Below are 20,089 nucleotides of genomic sequence, written 5' to 3'. Positions count from 1 at the left end.
GCCGGCCGACGATCAGCCAAGAAAGCGCGTCGTACAGACGTTGAATGAACGCCACTCGCTGCTATCGGCTTGCAGCCAGGCGTCCAGGCATTCCGGGCTGAGCGGCCCGGCCATCGCGGCGCCGCGGTACAGCAGTTGGCCATGCGCGCGCATCCAGGCGAAATCGCGGATGTCGTCGACGCCGCTTGCCACCACTTGCAGGTTGGCGCTCCAGGCACGTTCCATCAAGGTGAAGAACCGGCCCTGCGTCGACCGGCTTTCGAAGAGTCCAGGCGGAATCTCCACCTGCAGCCCGTCGACGCGCAAGAACCCATGCGCCGACGCCGCCTGCTTGGCGGGGGGCGTGAGCCGCGCGCGCAAGCGAGGATGAAAATCCGGATAGCGCGCCAGGAGGTCGGCGCGTTTGGACAGCCTGCCGCTCAGCGGCACTGTGAACGTGACGTTTGACGCAGGGATGGTCAACGGCGCAATGTCGTCATGGCAGGCCAGCTTATTGACCCAGATCGCTTCGTCGATCAAGCCGATTCCCAATTCGGCGCACAGGCGTTCTCCCAGACAGCCGAAGGCATTCACATCCAGTGGATGTTCGAACGACAGATCAATCGGCGTATCGAACTTGTTGAAGAAAGCCACACCGGTCTGTAGCCCCGCCCCCGACCCGGAGGGCGTAAGACCGCCCCACAGAGAAGGCCTGGAACGTCCCAGCACGGCGTATTCGTGGACTTGGCCTTGCGCCGTGAAGACGGGCTGAAAGCGCAGCAGGATGGATTGTTCAAGCACGGGCCAAAGTCGAGTGTCGTCCTTCATTGAGTCAGGATCATCCGTTGTCGATTGACGTCTCCATTGACGCCTGCCCGATACTGCCCAAACGTGCTCACCAACTGAACAAGAAAGTTCTGAAAGGGCGAGCAGCCGCGCCCGTCGGACGGCAGGAGTTCCCACGAGAGGGCCCGGCGGAAAATCCTCACGAATCCTATTTACTTTGAGATTTTTCTTATTCTCTTGGTAAGCGGGTGTTTCTATCATCGGAACAATGCTGGTAGAAGACCGTGGCGCTCCCGCCCTTGAACCTCAGGCCGCGCCACGCGCGGCTTCATTACTGCTGCACTGTCTTGCAGTGGCCCTGCTCGTCTGTATTGCAGCCGGCGCCACGCTCTACCTGTACTGGGCCTTCAACGATGTCGTGTCCTCTCACCGCCGCCACATGAACGCGGCCGCCTACGACGCGCAGCAATTCTTCGACCAGCGCGAAGCGCTGCTGAGGTCCCTTTCGGCATCGGCCGTGCGCAACGTCGGCAGCGAACACCTCGACGATGCGCTGGCCCACACGGGCGCCGCCCCACAGGTCGAGGTCCTGCCGCTGCAGGAAGCGGATGGCGCTTACGACTGGGCGCTGGTGCTGACCCGCCGCGACCTGCACCGCGTGGCGCTGGCCCGCACCAAAGTGGTCTACAGCTCACCCCGCCAGGTCAGCACGCTGCGCATGGCCGCCCGCGACCAAGTCGCGCTGGCGCCGATCCCTGCCGATACCCAGGCATGGCTGTCACGCACCCTGGCCAACGTCACCCTCCGGCCGTCCGCCACGGGACAGACCCGGATCATCTGGCTGCACCCCCCGCAAGACACCGACAAGCGCCTATTCCTGTTCACCCCGCTCGACCCCGTTGAACCCGAGGCCGGCTGGATCGGCCTGGAGGTCCAGGGCGTAGAGTCCGCCGTGGATACGCCGCAGGCTGGTGCCGGCAACTACGTGCTGTTCGACGAACGCAACCGCCCCGTGCTGCACAGCTCGGACCCCGCCGCCGACCGCGCGCTGGCGCATACCGCACGCAAGGACGCTTTTGGCCTGCAGGGCCAAGGGTGGATCCCCGACTATCTGGTGCTGAGTAAATCAGTGGGGGACGACGGCTGGCGGCTCGTGTACTACACGCCGCTTCTGCGCGTGCTGCAAGACAACGCATTCGCATTGCAGACAGCGGCGCTCGCCTCCCTGCTGCTGACGCTTGCCGTTGTCCTGCAGGTGCGCTACATCCGCCGCCACCTTGTCTTGCCCGCGGTGCGCCAGTACGAAACCTTGGCCGGGGACCTCTCATCGCTCAGGCGCGCCGAACAATCGCTGCTGCAGGCCAAACGCGATGCCGAGGCCGCCAACCAGGCCAAGACCGTGTTCCTCACCACGATGAGCCACGAGATCCGAACGCCGCTATACGGCATCCTCGGCACGCTGGAACTGTTCTCGCTGACCCCTGTCAGCCCCCAACAGGCGCAGTATCTCGAAACCGTCCAGCAATCGTCAGCGACGTTGCTGCGCACGATCAACGACACGCTGGACCTCTCCCGCATCGAAGCCGGCCACACCGCGTTGCAGTGCGCGCCGTTCTCGCCCGTTGAATTGCTCAACAGCGTCGTCGCCAGTTTTGCCGCGCGCGCTCAAGCAAAAGGCTTGCAGACCTATGCCCTGGCCGACCCCGACATGCCCGCCGCCGTCATCGGTGATGCCATGCGCATCCGGCAGATCCTCGACAATCTGGTCAGCAACGCCGTCAAGTTCACGGACTCGGGCCGGATCGTGTTGCGCCTGAAGCTGGCCGGCAGCAGCCACGAAGGCATCTGCCTGGGCTTTCAGGTCGCGGATACGGGCGCCGGCATCGCGCCGGAGCATCAAATCAGCTTGTTCGACCCCTATTACCAAGTGTCGACGGACGACCCGGCTGCCTTGCCGGGAACGGGCCTCGGACTGTCCATCTGCCGTCGCCTTGCGGAGGCGATGCAGGGCCGGATCAACGCCGTCAGCGAACTCGGCCTGGGCACCAGCGTCACGTTCGACGTCAGGCTGCCGCAGGCGCCGGACACCCCCGAGGCCGCAGGCCCCGATATGAGCGGCACGGCCGTGTACGTGCAGGGTGCCGTACCCGAGATCGTCCACAACTTGTGCGGATGGCTGCGCCATTGGGGAGCCGTGGCCTTGCCGTATCCCCTGGCCGGCACTGTGTCCCTGGACGCCGCCGTGCTGGTGCGGGCCTGGCCGCACACGGACAGGCGCGGCGACTGGCACGGCCCGCAAGTCATCATCCATCCGCCGGGCTTACCTGCGCCAGTTGAAGGCAGTCCGCGCACCTGGTTCGCCAACGCCTACAGTCTTGCCAGCATCCGCCAGGCGATCCACCAGGCGCACATCGGCCTGGCCCGCAGCATGCCGCATCAAGCCAAAGCCGCAACCGAAGCCCTGAATTTGCGGGTGCTGGTTGCGGAAGACAATCCGATCAGCCAATTCATCCTGCGCGAACAACTGCAGCACCTGGGTTGCACGGTCGTCTTGGCAGGCGATGGCCAAGAAGCGCTGAACCTGCCCGGCTTGTTGGATTTCGACGCCGTGCTGACTGACTTGAACATGCCCCTTGTCGACGGGTACGAGTTCACACGCCGACTGCGCAAGCGGGGATATGAAGGTCCCATCCTTGGCATCACCGCGAACGCCTTCGAAGACGAGCAACGCCGCGGCAAGAATGCCGGCATGACGCGTCTACTGGTCAAGCCGTTGGCACTGTCCGCGATGCGCCAAGCACTGCAGACGCTGCAAGGTGTCCGGAGCTGAGCATGCCTCACGATCCCAAGGTTCCCCAGCGGGGCGGCGAAGCGTCTCGACGTGCTGACCCGGGCCCCGCCGTGCCCGCCAGCCTCCGCCGCCTTTTCCTGGACACGATGAGTAGCGACGTGGCAACGCTGGAACAGTCGCTTGCCCAACGCGACGGGCAGGCGGCCCAGCTGATGCTGCATCGCATACGCGGCGCGCTGGCCATGGTAAAACTGACCGAAATATTGACACGCGTCGATGCCTTCGACACGCAGGTCAGGCGTGACGGCTGGAACGAGCACGCGTTTCGGATGGCATCAAGGCTCATGCTTGAACTGCGAGCTTTCCTGGTTCAGGTATGAGTCATGGCGCAGCATGGCCCCGATGTCCCACCTGCTCACTTCACCGTGCGCCTTCGAATGGAACGACTCAGAATAGTCCTTGCCGATGACCATCCCCTGGTGCTGATGGCCATGCGCGACCTGCTTGATCGCGAGCTCGGTTTCGAGATCACTGCGACGCTGTCCAGCCCGACGGCGCTGGTCGAGCATCTGCGCGGCGGCCAGCCGGATGTGATCATCACCGACTATTCCATGCCAGGCGACGACACCTACGGCGACGGCATCCGTCTGGTCCAGTACCTGGCACGGCATTTCCCGCGCGCGCGGCTTGTCGTGCTGACCATGGTGTCCAATCCCATGATCATTTCTGCACTGTACGACGCGGGGGTGTCCGCCGTGGTGCTCAAGCGCGACAACCTGGCCGAAATCGTGACGGCCTTACGGACGCTGCAAGCTGGCCGCAACTACTACCCTCCCGGCTTTCAGCGCGAAGGCGTCGAGGATTCTCACACCAGGTTCATTGGCGAACGCATCAATAGCCTGTCGCCCAAAGAGTTCGAAGTGCTGCGCCACTTCATCCGCGGCGAATCCATGATGCAAGTTGCCGAGACGCTACAACGCAGCGTCAAGACCGTTAGCGGACAAAAGATTTCCGCCATGCGCAAGCTGAATGTGCAGACCGACCAGGAACTGGTAGCGTTCTGCGTCGAATGCGGGATTTTCCAGTAACCCTTTACGAAAGCCTATGACCACAACTTCCTACACGGGCGGTTGCTTGTGCGGCCACATCCGCTTCGCCGCAACCGGAACGCCGCAAAATCCTCACGCCTGCTCCTGCGAATTCTGCCAGCGGCATTCTGGCGCACCCAGCCTTTGCTGGGTGGAATTTGCGAAGGACGACGTTGCGTGGCCCGGCCCGGGCGGCGCGCCATCGCGCTACCGATCGTCCGACGATTCCTCGCGGTTGTTCTGTCCGCGCTGCGGCAGCACCCTGGGCGCCATCGACGATGGCCCGATCGTTGCGCTGGTGACAGGCAGCTTCGACGTCCGAGAAGACCCCGCGCTGAAGCCGACCTCGCATTCCTACGCAGACCTGTGCCCCACGTGGCATCCCGTGGCGGATCGATCCGGTCAATAGCGTCGGGCCAATGCCAGGCGTCCACGCCAAGCCATGATCACGACTTTACTAGCTTGGTATCCTAGGGCTTGCCCGCCGGGCGTGGCGCATTCCTGCTTCGCACGCGGAGCATCGAACCGAGACAACAAGCATGACGCAAGACCAGATTGAAACCGTGACCGACGTTCACGTAGACCGCAAGGCAATGGAGGCCTTGATTGAACGCGCGGCGGGCAGTCCGCTGTCGTTCCAGGACTGCGATTTTCAGGATGCCGACTTTTCCCGGCTGGATTTACGCGGCGCGCGGTTCACGGCCTGCGCCATTGCGAACGCCTCGTTCCAGGGCGCCACGCTTGCCGATACGTCATGGGTGCGTTGCCGCGGCGGCCAAGCCAGCTTCGCCTCGGCCGACGCCAGCGACGCCGTGTTCCAGAACTGCGACCTGAACAACGCCAACTGGCGCCGGGCTCGCCTGGCGGCGGCCCGGTTCCAGGGCTGCAAGCTGACCGGTTCCGATTTCGACGGCATCGCCTGCCTGGGCTGGACCGTGGAGGAATGCCTGCTGGTGGGCGCGCTGCTGCGCGGCGTGTCGTTCCGCAAGTCCAACATCATGCAGCTGGACTTCTCTGATGCCGACCTGGCCGGCAGTGATTTTCGCGACGCCGTGTTCCATGGCGGCAGCCTGCGCAACGCCAACTTGAAGAACGTCCGCTTTGAAGGCGCCGACCTGCGTGAAGTGGACTTGAGCGGCATCGACCTGACGGTTGCCGCGCGCCTGGCCGGCGCGACCATCTCTAAAGCGCAGGCGGCCGTGCTGCTGGCCGAATTGCGCATCAGCGTGATCTGAACCGCCCGGCGGCAGGCGGCCGGCAGTAGGCCACCGCCTGCACGTTCGCGTTGCAAGCCCGGGAGTGATCCCGGGTTTGGCTTCCAGTGCGATCCGACCTATGCCCCCATCGCCGGATCACTCACCGTGTGCTTACCGGTCTCCACCCGCCCCGCAAAGCGACGGTAGTACGTGGGGTCGCTTGCGCAGGTGACGGCGAAGTCGTACCACTGCGCGCTGCCTTCCAGCGACCAGTGCAACGACGCCTTCGCCTTGCCCGCCACCGCCTCGCGCCACGGGCCGTCCTGGCGGTAGGCCATGGCGGTCACAGTGAAGTCGGCGGTCTTGGCGCCAGTGTTCATGAGCTCGGCATAGACGTCGCCATTGGCGATGTCGTAGCAGACGCGGATCTCGGGCGCGACGTCGGTGTCGGCGATGCGGTTGGTGTCGCCCTTGAAGTGGCGATGCAGGCCGTTGGGACCCAGCACCCACAGGTCGTAACGGCCAAGATTGTCCTGGAACGCATTCCAGGTGTCCGAGAGCGACTTCTCCGCTTCCACGACATAGCGGCGCGGGACTCGGGCCAGGTTCAGCTGGTCATACACGTGGAAGACGGCCGCCTGCTTGCCCGTGTTGGAGAACAGCAGCTCTACCATGCCCTCGGCGCTGCAGCGCGCGCTGACATGCAGTTCGTAGGGCAGCGCGCGCGACGGGCGCGTGCCGCTGGCCTGGATGGGCAGTTGCACGTCGGTCGGCAACGGCATCGCGGGCAAGGCTTCCTGCGCCGTGCGCAACTGGTCAGCGGCGCTACGCGTGCTGCGGCCGGCCAGGGTCGGGAACGCTTCGGTGTTGGGCGTCTGGAAGTTGAAGGCGGTGGTGAGGTCGCCACACACCGCGCGGCGGAACGGGCTGATGTTGGGCTCGTTCACCCCGAATCGGGCCTCCAGGAAACGCAGCACCGACGTGTGGTCGAAGACCTGCGAATTGACCCAGCCTCCGCGGCTCCACGGAGAAATCACGAACAAGGGCACGCGCGGGCCGGGGCCATAAACGCGGCCATCCGGGGCGGGCTGGGTGCGGCTGCCTGCCGGCGCCGGATGCGAGAAATACTCGAACCCCATGTCGGCATCGCTCAGGGTGGATTTGCCCGCCTTGCCCAGGCCGGAGTCAGGCGACGGCGCCGACGGCGACGGCACGTGGTCAAAGTAGCCGTCGTTCTCGTCGAAGTTCACCAGCACCACCGTCTTGCTCCAGACTTCCGGCACGGCGGTCAACGCATCCAGCACTTCCTGCAGGAACCACGCGCCTTGCACGGGGCTGGACGGGCCGGGGTGTTCACAATAGATCGAAGGCGCATTCATCCAGCTGACCTGCGGCAGCTTGCCTTCCCGGATGTCGCGCTTGAACGCGTCCAGATAGTTTTCGGGCGCAGTGCCGGGCAAGGTGTTGGCGATGCCCTTGTAAAGCGGATTGCGGGCGTTGTCGCTTGCCGCGTCGTAGGCATGGTAGGGCAGCGCCTGCCCGGTGTTGGCATACGGCACGCCGGGCTCGCCGCCGCTGGATACCGGGAAGCCCGAGGCCACGTTCGCGCGGCGGAACTGCTGGAACGCGCCCAGCATGTTGTCGCCCCATTCGTCCGGCATGTTCTGGTACGAAATCCAGCTGATGCCTGCCTCTTCCAGGCGTTCGGCATACGTCTTCCAGGTGTAGCCGCGGTTCTGCGTCGAGGCCTGCCCGTCGATCCAGTCCCATTCATTGTTGACGAACGATGCGCCACCAGCCGTGGCGCCGTTGGTGCCCGTCAGATGGAAAGAGCGGTTGGCGTCGGTGCCGGTATGCATCGAACAATGATAGGCATCGCACAAGGTGAAGGCATTGGCGAGCGCGAACTGGAACGGGATTTCGCGCTCTTTGAAGTAACCCATCGAGATATCGGTTTTTTCGGCAGGCCATCGCGTCATGCGTCCATGGTCCCAGGCGGCCTGGCTGTCGACCCATGTGTGATGGGCGCCATCGGCGCGCTGCGCGTTGTTGGCGCTGCCGTCCAGATGGTAGGGCGTGAGCACGGCGCCGTTGGCGCGTTCCTGCTGCCAGACCTTGCGCCCGTTGGCCAGCGGGATCGTGAAGCGGTCTCCGAACCCGCGCACGCCCTTGAGCGTGCCGAAGTAATGGTCGAAGGAGCGGTTCTCCTGCATCAGGATGATGACGTGTTCAACATCCTTGATGGTGCCGGTGACGTTGTTGGCGGGGATGGCCAGCGCGCGGCGGATGCTGGGCGGGAACGCGGCCAGCGCGGCGGCGGCAAAGCCTGCGCCCGTGGTGGTCTGTAGGAAATTACGGCGGGAAGTCATTGGCGGAATCCGGAGTCGTTGAGGAGAGGAACAAACACGGCCAAGCGGGTTGGCGCGCGGCGGCTCACGGCGCGCAGCGCAGCAACGGCGCGGGCGGCGTGGGCTGCTCCGTAACGGGAGGCTCAGGATTGGTCGTGGGCGGGTCGTCGCTATCGTCTCCGCCACAGGCGGACAGGGAAACGGCCACGAACAACGTGGCCGCAAGCATCTTTGCTAGGCGTTTGGGGGGCATGGGAAGATCGGTCCAGGGTGGGGGGCAGGCATTCATGCCGCTGTCAGCCGGCATGACCGCCGCGAGTCTAGGAACGCGACGTGACAGCCCCGTGAATGGACGACCCGCCCGGCGACGGTGATGTATCGGTGTATTTCTGCTCGCGCAGATACGGCCGCCAGAATAAAAAGGACGACCGCGCCGTTGTCACGCCCGCCGGTTGGGTGCGCTACCGCGGCGCACGAACCGCTGTTCGACCACCACGCTGCCCCATTGCCGGCCTTCCGATTCATCGGTCAGGACAAAACCAGCCGCCTCGTACAAATGACGGGCCGCGTCCAGACCCTTGAAGGTCCACAGGTACGTCTCGTCGTAATGCGCGTCGGCGTATGCCAGCGCCCGTTCAAGCAGCGCGCGGCCCACGCCCATGCCGCGCAGCGACTCGTCCACGATGAACCAGCGCAGATGCGCCTGGCGGCTGGCCAGGTCGCCGTCGATCACGATGGAGGCCAGCACCCTGCCCCCGTCCACATATAGCCACATGCCTTTGCCCTGTGCGGGCAAGCCTTCGGCGAACGCGCCCAGTTCGGTGGCCACCTTGCGTTCGAAATACACGCCGAAGCCCGAGGCCTGCGCGTAATAGCGCGCGTGCAGGCTGGCCACGTCGCCGATGCATCCCGGCACATAGCCTTCGTGGATCTGGTCGCCGATGGCGGCTGTCGCCCCGGACGCCACGTTGGGATTCTCGCGAGACAGCGCGTCGGCGTACAAGGACATGAAGCGGATCAGGGATTGCTGGTCGTCCGGCGCCAACTGGCGCAGCGCGCGCGACACCTGGTCGGTGGCGAACTGGTCGATCCGCGCGCGCAGGGCCAGGCCTGCGTCGGTCAGCGCCAGCCGGGAAGACCGCGCGTCATCGGTGTCGGTTTCCCGCGTGACCAATCCGGCGGATTCCAGTTTGGCCAGCTGGCGGCTGGTGTTGGACTTGTCCAGCCTGAGTATGCCCGCCAGGTCTCGCGCCTGGATGCCCGGCTGCAAACCGATTTCGATGATGGCGTGTACCGCTGAGGGCGCCAGGTCGCTGCCAGCCAGCGAGGTGCGCATGAAGCCCAGTTCGCGGACCAGCTTGCGGGAAAAGTCGCGCAGGTCGCGAATGGTCTGTTCGCGGGACTGGGAGGGAAAATCGATGAGATCCATGGCGGCCCCAATAGGTTGCGGTTCGCAACCAATATACTTGCGAACCGCAACCAACTCAAGCTTTTCCCGTTTCGCCTGCTACCAGGCGTACCGCACGCCCACTTGCCCCGTGGTGCTGCGCACGTAGCCGCTATCGACGCTCGTCGTATAAGCCACCTTGCCGTAGAAACCCAGCCGGTCCGTCATCTGGGCCGTGACGCCCAACGCCAGCTCGACCGCCGTGCTGCCGCGCGGGGTATCCACGCCGTCGTCGCCCAGCACGACGCGATTGGTGCCGCTGAAGGTGCGCCACAGGTTCGCCCGGACGTACGGCCGCCATTGCGTGCCCCCCGATTCGTACGCCCCCTGCAAGCGCCCGCCGATGCGGCCGGTCAGCGCGTTGTCGTTGCTGAGGCTGATGCGCGAGATATCGTCATTGAAGTCATCCACCCGCGTGCGTTGGTACAGGAGCTGTGCCTGCGGTTCCAGGCTCCAGTTCTGCGACACGGGGAACGGCATGCCGGTCTCGACAGAGGCCGTGAACGTCGAGCCGTTGGTGCTGGCGCTTCGTTGCGCTTTGGAGTCGGTATCGATATCGAGCCACGTGTTCATCAGCACCGTGTCTACATACCAGCCTGCGGCACCCACGCGGGTCCAGTATCCGCCCAGGCTGTAACCGTCTACCGTCAGCCGGCCGGCGCCAGCGCCGCTTACGCCCGACACCGATCCCGCCACGTCGCCACGCGCATGGGTGTAGCCGGCGAACAGCCCAAGCCGATCCTGCGTGTTGGATGCATTCGTGTGGGTGTAGAGATCCTGGCCCACCTGCAGACCCGTCAGGTCCCCGTCGAACGCCGGCTGCGCATCGCCATCCAGCGTCTGCTTGAAGCTTCCGCCAAAACCTCGCGCCCAGCTTGAGAGCCTGGCGCCGTCGCGGCGCAACAGGTCCTGATCGCCCTGGCGGTCGTGAAAGGTGGACAACTGCGTCAAGCTGACCCGGCGCGCCACCATGGGTATGGCGCTGTAGAGCGCCGCCTCAGGCCGGTACAGGTTGACGGCCGCGATGGAGGGCGGCGCCTCGCCTGTTTGCGCGGCGATTTCAGCCGCGATGGCCTGGGCTTCCTGCAGGCTGCCGGCCACTTGCCCGTCCACCACATACCCGCGCGACCGCAGGAACCAACTGTCGGTGTTTCCGCCTTCTGCGCCGCCGCGATACAGGTGATAGTCGTATGCGCCTGCCGTCAAGGGCGTGGCCAGCGAGAAGGCTCCTGCCGTCGTGGTGGCGCCGTTCACCGCCTGCACCACAGCGATGCCGTCGCCCGTCGTCAGCGCGCCTGCGCCACCGCGGTTGATGACCGAGATGGGCGTGGCGCCGCTGGCTTGCCCGCCGTCGATGACCAGGCGGTCTGAAGGGGAATTATCGTCGCCCAGCTGCGTATTCACGGTCAGCGAACCGCCTGCGCCCACGTAATTGCCGCGTACGGTCAACGCGCCGAAACCCACGCCATCATTGGGACCCGGCCGGATTTCGCCTGCGTTGCTCAAAGCCCCCGCCAACGTGCCGGTGCCTGCCAGGATTGCGCCCGAGGCCAGCGAATTGGCCGGGCTGCCCAGGGTTCCCGTCAAAAAGAACGTGCCGCTCTGCAGCGAAATGCTGTTGGTGAAAGTGGAGTCGGATGTCCAGCGCCACTGCTCGCCGCGCATCGTCAGCGTGCGGAAATTGGTGAACACGTTGTCGGCCACGCCCTGGCCTTCCAGGTAGGCGTTGCTGGCGGCGCCGCCCGCGTCCGCCACCCCGCGGATCACGGAACCGCTGCGCAGGATCAGCGTGCCCGTACCTTGCGGCCCCATGAAGATGGCCGTGTTGCCCGCCGCGCCCCCGTATCCTTCGACATACCCCGAATTGATGAACGTATCGTTGCCGTTCTGGCCGCGATAGGCATAGGAATGGTCGGCGATGATCGATCCGCCGGGCAGGTTTTCCACCCGCGAGAAAAAGCCGTTAGCGTTGGTCGTGTTGACGTGCACGCCGTCGGCCCCGGCGATGCCGTTGGAACTGGCTCCCCACGCGCGGATCGAACCGCTGTTGATCAGCACGTTCTCGGCCCCGCTGCCGCCTTGCAGGTAGACGCCCTTGGCGTCCGTGCCGCTGACATCCACGGACCCGGTATTGGTCACTCGATTGCCCGGCCCGTTGACGGCAATGCCATGCCCGCTGGAACCTGATGTGACGATGCTGCCCGCGTTGGTGACGTTGGTGCCCGTGCTGCCCAGGTTAGGCACCGAGATGCCCCGTACCGACACGCCCGAGGCCACAATGGAACCGTTGTTGATCAGCGTGTTGTTGTTGCCGAAGCCCACCATGACCCCGCGCGAAGCGCCTGAGGGTCCGCCCTGGACACTCATCGTGCCGTTGTTGATGATGGTGCTGGCGTCTTCCACCGTGAATGCCCGCAGCGCATTGGTGACGAAGGTGGCGCCAGGCGCCACCGTGATCGTCACGTTCTGGCTGCCGGCGGCGGCAGCAACGAACCCGTTGGTGGTGGTCCCGGTACAGGTCACGCTCTGGCCGGAGCCCGGCGACGTCGTGGGCGCGCAAGCGGCAGCGGCCAGGGTCGGCAGCAGGGCTGGGCTTAGGACCAGCGCCCATAACGCGGGCTGCGCCAGTCGGGGAAAACAGGAGGAACATTGCGGGTGGAACTGGCGTGATGAGACGATCAATCTCTGCTCCCGAGTGCCGCTGCAAGGGTTCAACTGGATTAATTCGGTTGAATACTGGCGGATGCAGGACGCTGCCGCAATTGATTAAATGTACAAAATCGTGTCGGATCAATGCTGCAGAGCAGCATCGCGCCTGGCGTTCCGGAGACTATGCCGGCCGCACGAAATCGGCTCGGGCGGCCTCGATCACCGGCCGGCAAATACAGCCGCTCATGTGGTCATTGACCATGCCGACCGCCTGCATGAAGGCATACATGGTGGTGGGGCCAACGAACGTCCAGCCGCGCTTTTTCAAAGCGCGCGACAACGCTGCCGATGCGGTAGAAGTCGGGTTCTGGTTCCAGTAGTCCAGGTCGATCGTGGCTGGCCGCTCGGCGGCGGGCGGCTCGTGCCGCCAGAGCCAGCCGGACAGGGAACCCGTTTCCTCAGCAAGCGCCATCGCGCGGCGCGCGTTGTTGATGGTGGACACGATCTTGGCGCGGTTACGCACGATGCCCGGATTGCCCATCAAGCGTTCGACGTCCTGTTCGGTGTAGCGCGCCACGCGTTCGAAGTCGAAATCGTCGAAGGCCTCGCGAAAGGACTCGCGCTTGCGCAGGATGGTGATCCAGGCCATGCCCGCCTGAAACCCTTCCAGGCAGATCTTTTCGTACAGGCGGCGGTCATCCGCTACCGGCCGCCCCCATTCATGGTCGTGATAGTCAGGCATGGACGGCTGCCAAAAGCAGCGCGACGCGCCCTGCGCATCCAGGATCAGGCCGCCCTTGCTGGCGGCGTCCGCGGCATCCGGCAAGGTCATTGCTTGCCCGGCACGGGACAACTCATGTCGCCTTCCTCGCATTTGAGGTAGGCGCGCAATTCCTTCGTGCGTGTCTGCGTCAGCTTGTCCAGGCACTGGCTCAAGACCATCGGATAGGCGCTGCCACCGGTGGTGCCGCCCGACGAAAAAGCGCATTCCGCATCACGGAAAAACAACCACGCTTTCTGTGCCGACTGCAGCTTGGCCAACGTCGTCTGATCGTCTTTCAGGCGTGCGGTCACGGTCCGATAGGCCGCATTCAGTTCGGCGTCTGACTTTCTGTAGGCCTGATCGGCGCACAGGTTCAGATCGGTCTGCGTACTGGCATTGCCGCATTTGATCAATTGCGGTTGCGTCTGTGGTTGCGGCTGCGCGTGCGCGCTGGCCGCGAGGACAAGCGCGGCCGCCAGGGCCGTCACGATACGCATAAACGTTCCTCCGGGTAGTAAGCGGGAAAGACTGATGGGAAAGTGTCGCATGGATAAGGGTTACCGCGCATGTCGCCCTGTCGCCTAAGATATCGGCCATGAAGATCCAATTGCTTTCCGACCTGCATCTAGAATCCGACCCGACCTTCGTGGCACGCCCGGCTCCGGGCGCCGATCTGTTGGTGCTGGCCGGCGATATCGGCTCCTACCGCCGGGGATCGAAGTTGACCGGCACCGACTTCGGCCTGGGCAGCTACGCACCACGCAACGGCTGGCCGACGCCGGTGGTGTTCGTGCCCGGCAACCACGAGTACGACAACCTGGATTTCGATGACGCGCACGATCGGCTGCGCGAGCTGTGCCACGCGTTGGATATCCAATGGCTGGAGCGTGAAACCTGCGTCATCGACGGCGTGCGGTTGATCGGCACCACGCTATGGACGGACTTCGATGCATTGGCGGCCGACAGCGACAGTATCGGCGTCGCACTGACCAAACGCGCCAAAGCCTTTCGCGCGGCCGACTTCTATCTGGAAAAGGCCGAGATGCGCCGCCACGGCGCGCCCTTCATGGCCGAACAGATGCGTGAACAGGGCCTGGCCTGTCAAACCTGGCTGGACGCGGCGCTGCGCGTGCCGTTCGACGGCCCGACCCTGGCCATCACGCACTTCGCGCCCACGCTGGCCAGCGCCGATCCCCGCTACGGTGTGTCGCCGGGCACGGCGGGCTTTTGCAACGCGCTGGACGCCCTGCTGCCGTTGGCGCACACCTGGATGCACGGCCATCTGCACTGCGCGCACGATTATCTGAAGGACGGCTGCCGCGTCGTGGCCAACCCCTTGGGTTACGCCAAGAAGGGCGAGCAGGCGGACTTCGCGCCTGATCGCCTGTGGGAAATCAACGCCTAGGGCTTGAGACCGGCCATGGGTAGCGCGAAGAGCACCACCGCGGGATTGGCCACCACGAACCCCGTGCCGGCCAGGAAGGTGACGGGCGACAGCAGTTTCATCGCTTCCGCGCTGCCTTGCGAATCCATCACGGTAACGCGATAGGGCTTGTCCAGCACAGTCTGCCGGCTTTCGCCGGCCTGCGCCGCGCTGGGCGTGCCCGGCTGCGCCACGTAGCGTTTGCCTTCAAGATGGTAGGTGTAATAGACCAGCCCTTCCTTCGTGGTGCTGTAATGCATGGCATAAGCCTGCTGGCGGTCGCGATCGGTCGCGTTGTCCGCCAGCTGCAGCCGCACATAACCCCAGGTGTATCCGCCTGCGCCCACGTGGAATTCCCGCAGAATGACGGCAGTCAACCGCGTCCGGAAATCCGACGTCAACGACTGCGCCATCGACGATGGCATCTGGAACAGGTAGTGGTACTTCGGCCCCAAGACCGCAAAGGTCTTGCTGTCCGAAGATACCATCAGGGCCGAGACCTCTTCCGTGTAAGGCCTCGTCGATGCGCAACCCGTCATGGCCATGACCATGGCAAGCGCGGGCAACCGTCGCGATACGCGGATACGTGTCATGAAGGCGGACTCCACCGGCAGCCGGATCAGGGCGCCGGGTTCGGGTGGCGCACGTGGATCTCGTCGATCGCCTTGAGCACGTCGGGCGACAGCGTCACGTCGACGCTGTCGATGTTCTCTTTCAGTTGCTCAAGCGTCGTGGCACCGATCAGATTGCTGGTGACGAACGGACGCTGGTTCACCCAGGCCAGCGCCAGGTGCGTAGGCGACACGCCGTGTTCACGCGCAAGCGCCACGTATTCGCTGGTGGCGGCCTCGGCCTGCGGATTGCTGTAGCGCGTGAAGCGCGTATAGCGCGTCAGGCGAGCGCCTTCCGGGCGGGCGCCGTTCAGGTACTTGCCGCAAAGCATGCCCATCGCCAACGGCGAGTAGGCCAGAAGGCCCACGCCTTCATGGTGTGTGAATTCCGACAGGCCGATCTCGAAAACGCGGTTCAAGAGGCTGTATGCGTTCTGGATCGATACGATACGCGGCAGGTCCTGGGTATCGGCGTGGCGCAGGAACTGGGAAACGCCCCACGGCGTTTCATTGGACACGCCCACGTGGCGCACCTTGCCGGCGCGCACGAAATCCTGCAATACCGACAGGGTTTCTTCGATCGGCACGGTGTGGTCGTCTTCGACCCAGGGATAGTTCAGTTGGCCGAACGTGGCGGTGGTGCGGTCGGGCCAGTGCAGCTGATACAGGTCCAGATAATCCGTCTGCAGCCGCTTCAGGCTGGCGTCGAGGGCGGCCGTCAGGTTCTTGCGGTCAAGAAAGGTCTTGCCGTCGCGGATGTGGCCGGGACGCTTTGGGTCACGCACCGGGCCGGCTACTTTGCTGGCCAGCACGATGTCCTGGCGGCGCTTGCTGCGCGCCAGCCAGGTGCCGATGTAGGTTTCGGTCAGGCCTTGGGTTTCGGGCTTGGGCGGCACCGGATACATCTCGGCCACGTCGACCAGATTGACGCCGCGCGACAGCGCGTAGTCCAGTTGTTGATGCGCTTCGGCCTCGGTGTTCTGTTCGCCCCAGGTCATGGTGCCCAATCCAATCAGGCTGACATCCAGGTCGGTACGGCCGAGTTTGCGGGTTTTCAAGTTCTGCTCCGTGCGGGGTCTTAGTGGGGAACCGACACCTTACCCCAAGAACTTGGCGTTTCGCTGACAGACCCCGGGCATCCGGCAACTTGCCTCCTTACCGCAATCCGCATACGCTGGCCTGTCCGCGAGGGGAGGCGCCATGCTCAGGAATTTCGACGAATCCTACCTGTTTTTCATCGGCGTCCTGGTCTTCCTGGGCATCATCGAGCTCTGCTTTCGCCTGGGCCGCGCGCAACGCCGGCCGGCCGACGAATCCCACAAGACGCACATCACCGCCCTGCAGACCGCCCTGCTCGGCCTGTTGGCCTTGCTGCTGGGCTTCACCTTCGCCATGTCGGTCACGCGCTTCGAAGCGCGCAAGAACCTGGTGCTGGAAGAGGCCAACGCCATCGGCAACGCGTACTGGCGCTCTCAGTTGATTGCGCCTTCGGCCCGCGAGCAGGTTCCCCGGCTATTGCTTGAGTACACGAAGGCCGCGCTGGAGCTGCACGACGCCGAGAACGATGCGCCCCGCTTCGACGCGGCCAACGCCACCACGCGCCGCATCGAACGGCAGATCCGCGGCATCGCGGCCAGCACGGCCGACAATCCGCCCGCGATCTCCACGATCATGTTCATCCAGGCGATCAACGAGATGGCCCAGGTCAACGAAAAACGCCGGGTGGCTCTGGAGAACCACGTGCCCGAGCCGGTGTTCTATCTGCTGTTTATCGTCAGCGCGGGCGCCGTGGCCTTCATCGCCTACGGCACCGGCCTGCACGGCCGCAGGCGCTTGACGTCGACGGGCCTGTTCGCCGCCTTGATTTCGCTGGTGCTGACGTTCATCGTTGACATTGACCAACCGGGCAGCGGCGTAATCCAGGTCAGCCAGGAAAGCATGGAACGGATGCAGACGACGCTGGAGCACGAGCAATAGCCTCGACGGCGCGCCGGATCAAAAGCGGAATTCCAGCACCTCGTCGCCCGCCGCATTGAACGTGCCCGTTGAACGCCATCCCAGATGGCGATAAAAGCCGTAGGACCGCACGGCGGGGTCGGCGGCGCAGCCCAGGAACAAGCGAGTAAAGCCGCGCTTGCGCAGGTCGGCCGCCGTCATGCCCAGGACGGTCTTGCCCACACCCTGCCCTTCGTATTCGGGCAGCAATGCCAGCACCACGATTTCGCCGGTGTCGCGATGGCCAAAGCAGTAGCCCGCCAACTTGTCGCCATCCAACGCGACCACGCCCGGATACAGCCCGGATTCGATCCCCGCGCCCCAGGTCTCCTGCGTGATCCCGGCGTCAGCCAATTCGGCGGCGGTCACGGCGTTCTCGCGGGTCAAGCCACGCAGCACAATGCAGGCGGCGGCATCTTCAGGGATGGCAGAACGGTAGGTAAGGCTCATACAGACTCTTGAAACAGTTTTTGGAGGAATGGCGCCGTCACCCCGACGCCGGCCGCGCTGACGGCCTGCGGCGTGCCTTCGGCGACGATGTGGCCACCTTCGTCGCCCGCGCCCGGGCCGACGTCGATCATCCAGTCGCTGCCCGCAACCACGCGCAGGTCGTGCTCGACGACCACGACGGTATTGCCGGCGTCCACGAGTCCGTGCAACTGCGCCATCAGCTTATCCACATCCGCCGCGTGCAGGCCCGTGGTGGGCTCATCCAGCACGTAGAGCGTATTGCCGCGCTGGCTGCGCTGCAGTTCGGTGGCCAATTTGATGCGCTGCGCTTCGCCGCCGGACAGCTCGGTCGCCGGCTGCCCCAGGCGCAGATAGCCCAGGCCGATCTCGTGCAGCAGCGCCAAGGGGCGTTGCACCACGGGTTCATCCTGGAAGAAAGCATGCGCCTCGTCAACCGTCATCGCCAGCACCTGGGCAATGTTGCGGCCATTCCATTCAATTTCCAGCGTCTTCGCGTTGTAGCGGCTGCCATGGCAAGTGGGACATGGCGCATAAACGCTGGGCATGAACAGCAGTTCGATATGGACAAAACCCTCGCCCTCGCAGGTCTCGCAGCGGCCTTGGGCCACGTTGAACGAGAAACGGCCCGCGCCGTATCGGCGGGACTTGGCCATTCGGGTCGCGGCGAAGAGTTTACGGACGTGGTCGAACAGGCCCGTGTAGGTTGCCAGATTGGAGCGCGGCGTGCGGCCGATGGGCTTCTGGTCCACGTTCACCAGCCGCTTGATGGCATCGGCGCCGGCGTGGATGCGGCCTGTCGTGCGCGGCAGCGTATCGGGTTGGGGCAGGTCGCCCTCGGGCTCTTCCACGATGGGCTCATGTCCCAGATGTTCGCCGATCAGTTCAACCAGCGCCTGGCTGACCAGGCTGGATTTCCCCGAGCCCGACACGCCCGTGACGGCCGTAAACGCGCCCAGCGGGAAGCGGACATCCAGACCATGCAGGTTGTTGCGGTGGATACCGCGCAAGGACAGCCATGCCGAGGGCTCGCGCGGCGTCCGGCGGGGCGTGGTTGCGCGGTCGAACAGATACCGGGCTGTCAGCGACGCCCCGACCTTGCGCAGCCCCTCGGGCGGGCCGCTATACAGCACCTGCCCGCCGTGCTGCCCCGCGCCGGGTCCCACATCCACCAGCCAGTCGGCACGGCGCAACGTGTCCAGGTCGTGCTCCACCACGAACAGCGTGTTGCCGGCCGCCTTCAACTGGTCCAGCGCGCGGTGCAGCGCCTGCCCATCTGCCGGATGCAGGCCGGCAGAGGGTTCGTCCAGCACATACACCACGCCAAACAGGTTGGATCGGATCTGGGTCGCCAGCCGCAGCCGCTGCAGCTCGCCGGGCGAGAGGGTGGGCGTGGAGCGGTCCATCGCCAGATACCCCAAGCCCAGGGCTTGCAAGGTTCCGATGCGTTCGACGAGATCGCGGGCGATGCGTTGCGCGACGATGTGGCGCGCACCGTCTGCCGCCGCCCCGTCGGCGTGCCCGCTGGCCGCCGGCGCCAGGACCTGCGCGATGCGGGTGAGCGGCAGCCGGGATAACGTGCCAATGTCCAGCCCCGCGAACTTGACCGACAGCGCTTCGCGCTTCAAGCGCCGGCCATCGCACACCGGGCACGGCGCACCGGTCATGAAGCGCGCCACGCGCTTTTTCATCATGGCGCTCTGCGTGGTGGCGAACGTATGCATCACATAGCGCCGCGCCCCCGTGTAGGTGCCCATATAGCTGGGTTCCAGCTTGCGGCGCAGCGCGGCGCGGGTTTCGGCGGGCGTGAAGCCCGCGTAGACCGGCACCGTCGGCTGCTCATCCGTGTACAGGATCCAGTCGCGCGCCTTCTTGGGCAGGTCACGCCACGGCTTGTCCACGTCGTATCCCAGCGTGACCAGGATGTCGCGCAGGTTCTGCCCGTGCCAGGCCGGCGGCCACGACGCGATGGCGCGCTCCCGGATGCTCAGCGACGGATCAGGCACCATGGATTTCTCGGTCACGTCGTACACGTAGCCCAGCCCATGGCAATTGGGGCACGCCCCCTGCGGCGTGTTGGGCGAGAAATCCTCGGCGTACAGCATCGGCTGGCGTGCCGGATACGTGCCGGCCCGCGAATACAGCATGCGCAACATGCTGGACAGGGTGGTGACGCTGCCTACCGTGGAACGCACGTTTGCCGTGCCGCGCTGCTGTTGCAGCGCCACGGCGGGAGGCAAGCCGTCGATCGCGTCCACGTCGGGCACGCCGACCTGGTCGATCAGCCGCCGGGCGTAGGGCGACAGGGACTCCAGGTAGCGCCGCTGCGCTTCGGCGTACAGCGTGCCGAAGGCCAGCGACGACTTTCCCGACCCCGATACGCCGGAGAACACCACCAGCGCATCCCGCGGGATGTCCACATCCACGTTCTTCAGATTGTGCTCGCGCGCGCCCCGGACGCGGATGCAGGCGTCGGCGCGCGGCTTGGCGGAGTTCTTTCGCTGGCTCATGCCAGGAATAGTAATGGACGCCGCGAACGGCGGCG

The 20,089-nt window shown here is 65.0% G+C and carries 18 protein-coding genes; 7 read left to right on the top strand and 11 right to left on the bottom strand.

Annotated features, from left to right (window positions below; all coding sequences use genetic code 11):
- Nucleotides 1-12: 12 nt before the first annotated feature.
- Complete coding sequence (locus AC3WMU_RS16565; protein WP_492282683.1) at nt 13-807, bottom strand: hypothetical protein; 795 nt, start codon at nt 805-807, stop codon at nt 13-15.
- 310 nt (nt 808-1,117) lie between these two features.
- Between AC3WMU_RS16565 and AC3WMU_RS16560 the strand changes: the two genes are divergently transcribed.
- The 5 genes from AC3WMU_RS16560 (at nt 1,118) to AC3WMU_RS16540 (ending at nt 5,879) form a co-directional block, all read left to right on the top strand.
- Nucleotides 1,118-3,595: an ATP-binding protein gene (locus AC3WMU_RS16560; RefSeq protein WP_492282682.1), complete on the top strand. Its 2,478-nt coding sequence runs from the start codon at nt 1,118-1,120 to the stop codon at nt 3,593-3,595.
- Nucleotides 3,596-3,597: 2 nt separating this feature from the next.
- Complete coding sequence (locus tag AC3WMU_RS16555; protein WP_006226515.1) at nt 3,598-3,936, top strand: Hpt domain-containing protein; 339 nt, start codon at nt 3,598-3,600, stop codon at nt 3,934-3,936.
- Nucleotides 3,937-3,993: 57 nt separating this feature from the next.
- On the top strand, nt 3,994-4,644 hold the full coding sequence (locus AC3WMU_RS16550; protein WP_035213826.1) for a response regulator: 651 nt from the start codon (nt 3,994-3,996) through the stop codon (nt 4,642-4,644).
- A gap of 16 nt (nt 4,645-4,660) precedes the next feature.
- Entirely contained in the window at nt 4,661-5,053 is a 393-nt protein-coding gene (locus tag AC3WMU_RS16545) for a GFA family protein (protein WP_006226517.1), read from the top strand.
- Between the two features lie 130 nt (nt 5,054-5,183).
- Complete coding sequence (locus AC3WMU_RS16540) at nt 5,184-5,879, top strand: pentapeptide repeat-containing protein (protein ID WP_280026450.1); 696 nt, start codon at nt 5,184-5,186, stop codon at nt 5,877-5,879.
- A gap of 98 nt (nt 5,880-5,977) precedes the next feature.
- Here AC3WMU_RS16540 and AC3WMU_RS16535 read toward each other — a convergent pair whose 3' ends face one another.
- The 6 genes from AC3WMU_RS16535 to AC3WMU_RS16510 all read right to left on the bottom strand — a co-directional run bounded on the left by AC3WMU_RS16535 (nt 5,978) and on the right by AC3WMU_RS16510 (nt 13,544).
- On the bottom strand, nt 5,978-8,209 hold the full coding sequence (locus tag AC3WMU_RS16535; RefSeq protein WP_006226519.1) for a phosphocholine-specific phospholipase C: 2,232 nt from the start codon (nt 8,207-8,209) through the stop codon (nt 5,978-5,980).
- A gap of 64 nt (nt 8,210-8,273) precedes the next feature.
- Nucleotides 8,274-8,441: a hypothetical protein gene (locus AC3WMU_RS16530; RefSeq protein ID WP_167390088.1), complete on the bottom strand. Its 168-nt coding sequence runs from the start codon at nt 8,439-8,441 to the stop codon at nt 8,274-8,276.
- A 186-nt stretch (nt 8,442-8,627) separates the two neighbouring features.
- Nucleotides 8,628-9,617, bottom strand: coding sequence for a bifunctional helix-turn-helix transcriptional regulator/GNAT family N-acetyltransferase (locus AC3WMU_RS16525; RefSeq protein WP_492282681.1), 990 nt, complete (start codon nt 9,615-9,617; stop codon nt 8,628-8,630).
- 78 nt (nt 9,618-9,695) lie between these two features.
- Nucleotides 9,696-12,317: an autotransporter family protein gene (locus AC3WMU_RS16520; protein ID WP_280026447.1), complete on the bottom strand. Its 2,622-nt coding sequence runs from the start codon at nt 12,315-12,317 to the stop codon at nt 9,696-9,698.
- Nucleotides 12,318-12,465: 148 nt separating this feature from the next.
- Nucleotides 12,466-13,116 carry a DNA-3-methyladenine glycosylase I gene (locus AC3WMU_RS16515; protein WP_492282680.1) on the bottom strand — a complete coding sequence of 217 codons (651 nt, stop codon included), beginning with the start codon at nt 13,114-13,116 and terminating at the stop codon, nt 12,466-12,468.
- Nucleotides 13,113-13,544: a lysozyme inhibitor LprI family protein gene (locus tag AC3WMU_RS16510; protein ID WP_006226523.1), complete on the bottom strand. Its 432-nt coding sequence runs from the start codon at nt 13,542-13,544 to the stop codon at nt 13,113-13,115. Before AC3WMU_RS16510 ends, AC3WMU_RS16515 begins: the two co-directional genes overlap by 4 nt.
- A gap of 98 nt (nt 13,545-13,642) precedes the next feature.
- On the opposite strand from AC3WMU_RS16510, the gene AC3WMU_RS16505 reads away from it, so the two are divergent.
- Entirely contained in the window at nt 13,643-14,452 is an 810-nt protein-coding gene (locus AC3WMU_RS16505) for a metallophosphoesterase (protein WP_006226524.1), read from the top strand.
- Here AC3WMU_RS16505 and AC3WMU_RS16500 read toward each other — a convergent pair.
- Both AC3WMU_RS16500 and AC3WMU_RS16495 read right to left on the bottom strand, forming a co-directional pair.
- Nucleotides 14,449-15,063, bottom strand: coding sequence for a hypothetical protein (locus AC3WMU_RS16500; protein ID WP_492282679.1), 615 nt, complete (start codon nt 15,061-15,063; stop codon nt 14,449-14,451). The two genes, AC3WMU_RS16505 and AC3WMU_RS16500, sit on opposite strands and share 4 nt — an antisense overlap.
- 26 nt (nt 15,064-15,089) lie before the next feature.
- The gene (locus AC3WMU_RS16495) at nt 15,090-16,139 is read right to left on the bottom strand and encodes an NADP(H)-dependent aldo-keto reductase (protein ID WP_006226526.1); all 1,050 of its coding nucleotides are present in this window, start codon (nt 16,137-16,139) and stop codon (nt 15,090-15,092) included.
- Between the two features lie 142 nt (nt 16,140-16,281).
- Here AC3WMU_RS16495 and AC3WMU_RS16490 point away from each other — a divergent pair, with 142 nt between their 5' ends.
- Nucleotides 16,282-17,058, top strand: coding sequence for a bestrophin-like domain (locus AC3WMU_RS16490; RefSeq protein ID WP_006226527.1), 777 nt, complete (start codon nt 16,282-16,284; stop codon nt 17,056-17,058).
- An 18-nt stretch (nt 17,059-17,076) separates the two neighbouring features.
- Here AC3WMU_RS16490 and AC3WMU_RS16485 read toward each other — a convergent pair whose 3' ends face one another.
- On the bottom strand, nt 17,077-17,526 hold the full coding sequence (locus AC3WMU_RS16485; RefSeq protein WP_006226528.1) for a GNAT family N-acetyltransferase: 450 nt from the start codon (nt 17,524-17,526) through the stop codon (nt 17,077-17,079).
- Entirely contained in the window at nt 17,523-20,054 is a 2,532-nt protein-coding gene (uvrA, locus tag AC3WMU_RS16480) for an excinuclease ABC subunit UvrA (protein WP_006226529.1), read from the bottom strand. Before uvrA ends, AC3WMU_RS16485 begins: the two co-directional genes overlap by 4 nt.
- Nucleotides 20,055-20,089 lie beyond the last annotated feature (35 nt).

The sequence above is a fragment of the Achromobacter sp. FW305-C-13 genome, from assembly GCF_058783475.1.
Note: the sequence above shows the minus strand (reverse complement) of the source record. Positions and strands in the feature narration are given on the sequence as shown.

What these genes read in the sequence shown, in the direction of transcription:
- AC3WMU_RS16510 (WP_006226523.1), bottom strand. Translation starts at nt 13,544, where the DNA reads ATGCGTATCGTGACGGCCCTGGCGGCCGCGCTTGTCCTCGCGGCCAGC.
- AC3WMU_RS16540 (WP_280026450.1), top strand. Translation starts at nt 5,184, where the DNA reads ATGACGCAAGACCAGATTGAAACCGTGACCGACGTTCACGTAGACCGC.
- AC3WMU_RS16525 (WP_492282681.1), bottom strand. Translation starts at nt 9,617, where the DNA reads ATGGATCTCATCGATTTTCCCTCCCAGTCCCGCGAACAGACCATTCGC.
- AC3WMU_RS16535 (WP_006226519.1), bottom strand. Translation starts at nt 8,209, where the DNA reads ATGACTTCCCGCCGTAATTTCCTACAGACCACCACGGGCGCAGGCTTT.
- AC3WMU_RS16500 (WP_492282679.1), bottom strand. Translation starts at nt 15,063, where the DNA reads ATGACACGTATCCGCGTATCGCGACGGTTGCCCGCGCTTGCCATGGTC.
- uvrA (WP_006226529.1), bottom strand. Translation starts at nt 20,054, where the DNA reads ATGAGCCAGCGAAAGAACTCCGCCAAGCCGCGCGCCGACGCCTGCATC.
- AC3WMU_RS16555 (WP_006226515.1), top strand. Translation starts at nt 3,598, where the DNA reads ATGCCTCACGATCCCAAGGTTCCCCAGCGGGGCGGCGAAGCGTCTCGA.
- AC3WMU_RS16550 (WP_035213826.1), top strand. Translation starts at nt 3,994, where the DNA reads ATGGAACGACTCAGAATAGTCCTTGCCGATGACCATCCCCTGGTGCTG.
- AC3WMU_RS16490 (WP_006226527.1), top strand. Translation starts at nt 16,282, where the DNA reads ATGCTCAGGAATTTCGACGAATCCTACCTGTTTTTCATCGGCGTCCTG.
- AC3WMU_RS16515 (WP_492282680.1), bottom strand. Translation starts at nt 13,116, where the DNA reads ATGACCTTGCCGGATGCCGCGGACGCCGCCAGCAAGGGCGGCCTGATC.
- AC3WMU_RS16565 (WP_492282683.1), bottom strand. Translation starts at nt 807, where the DNA reads ATGAAGGACGACACTCGACTTTGGCCCGTGCTTGAACAATCCATCCTG.
- AC3WMU_RS16530 (WP_167390088.1), bottom strand. Translation starts at nt 8,441, where the DNA reads ATGCCCCCCAAACGCCTAGCAAAGATGCTTGCGGCCACGTTGTTCGTG.
- AC3WMU_RS16485 (WP_006226528.1), bottom strand. Translation starts at nt 17,526, where the DNA reads ATGAGCCTTACCTACCGTTCTGCCATCCCTGAAGATGCCGCCGCCTGC.
- AC3WMU_RS16545 (WP_006226517.1), top strand. Translation starts at nt 4,661, where the DNA reads ATGACCACAACTTCCTACACGGGCGGTTGCTTGTGCGGCCACATCCGC.
- AC3WMU_RS16505 (WP_006226524.1), top strand. Translation starts at nt 13,643, where the DNA reads ATGAAGATCCAATTGCTTTCCGACCTGCATCTAGAATCCGACCCGACC.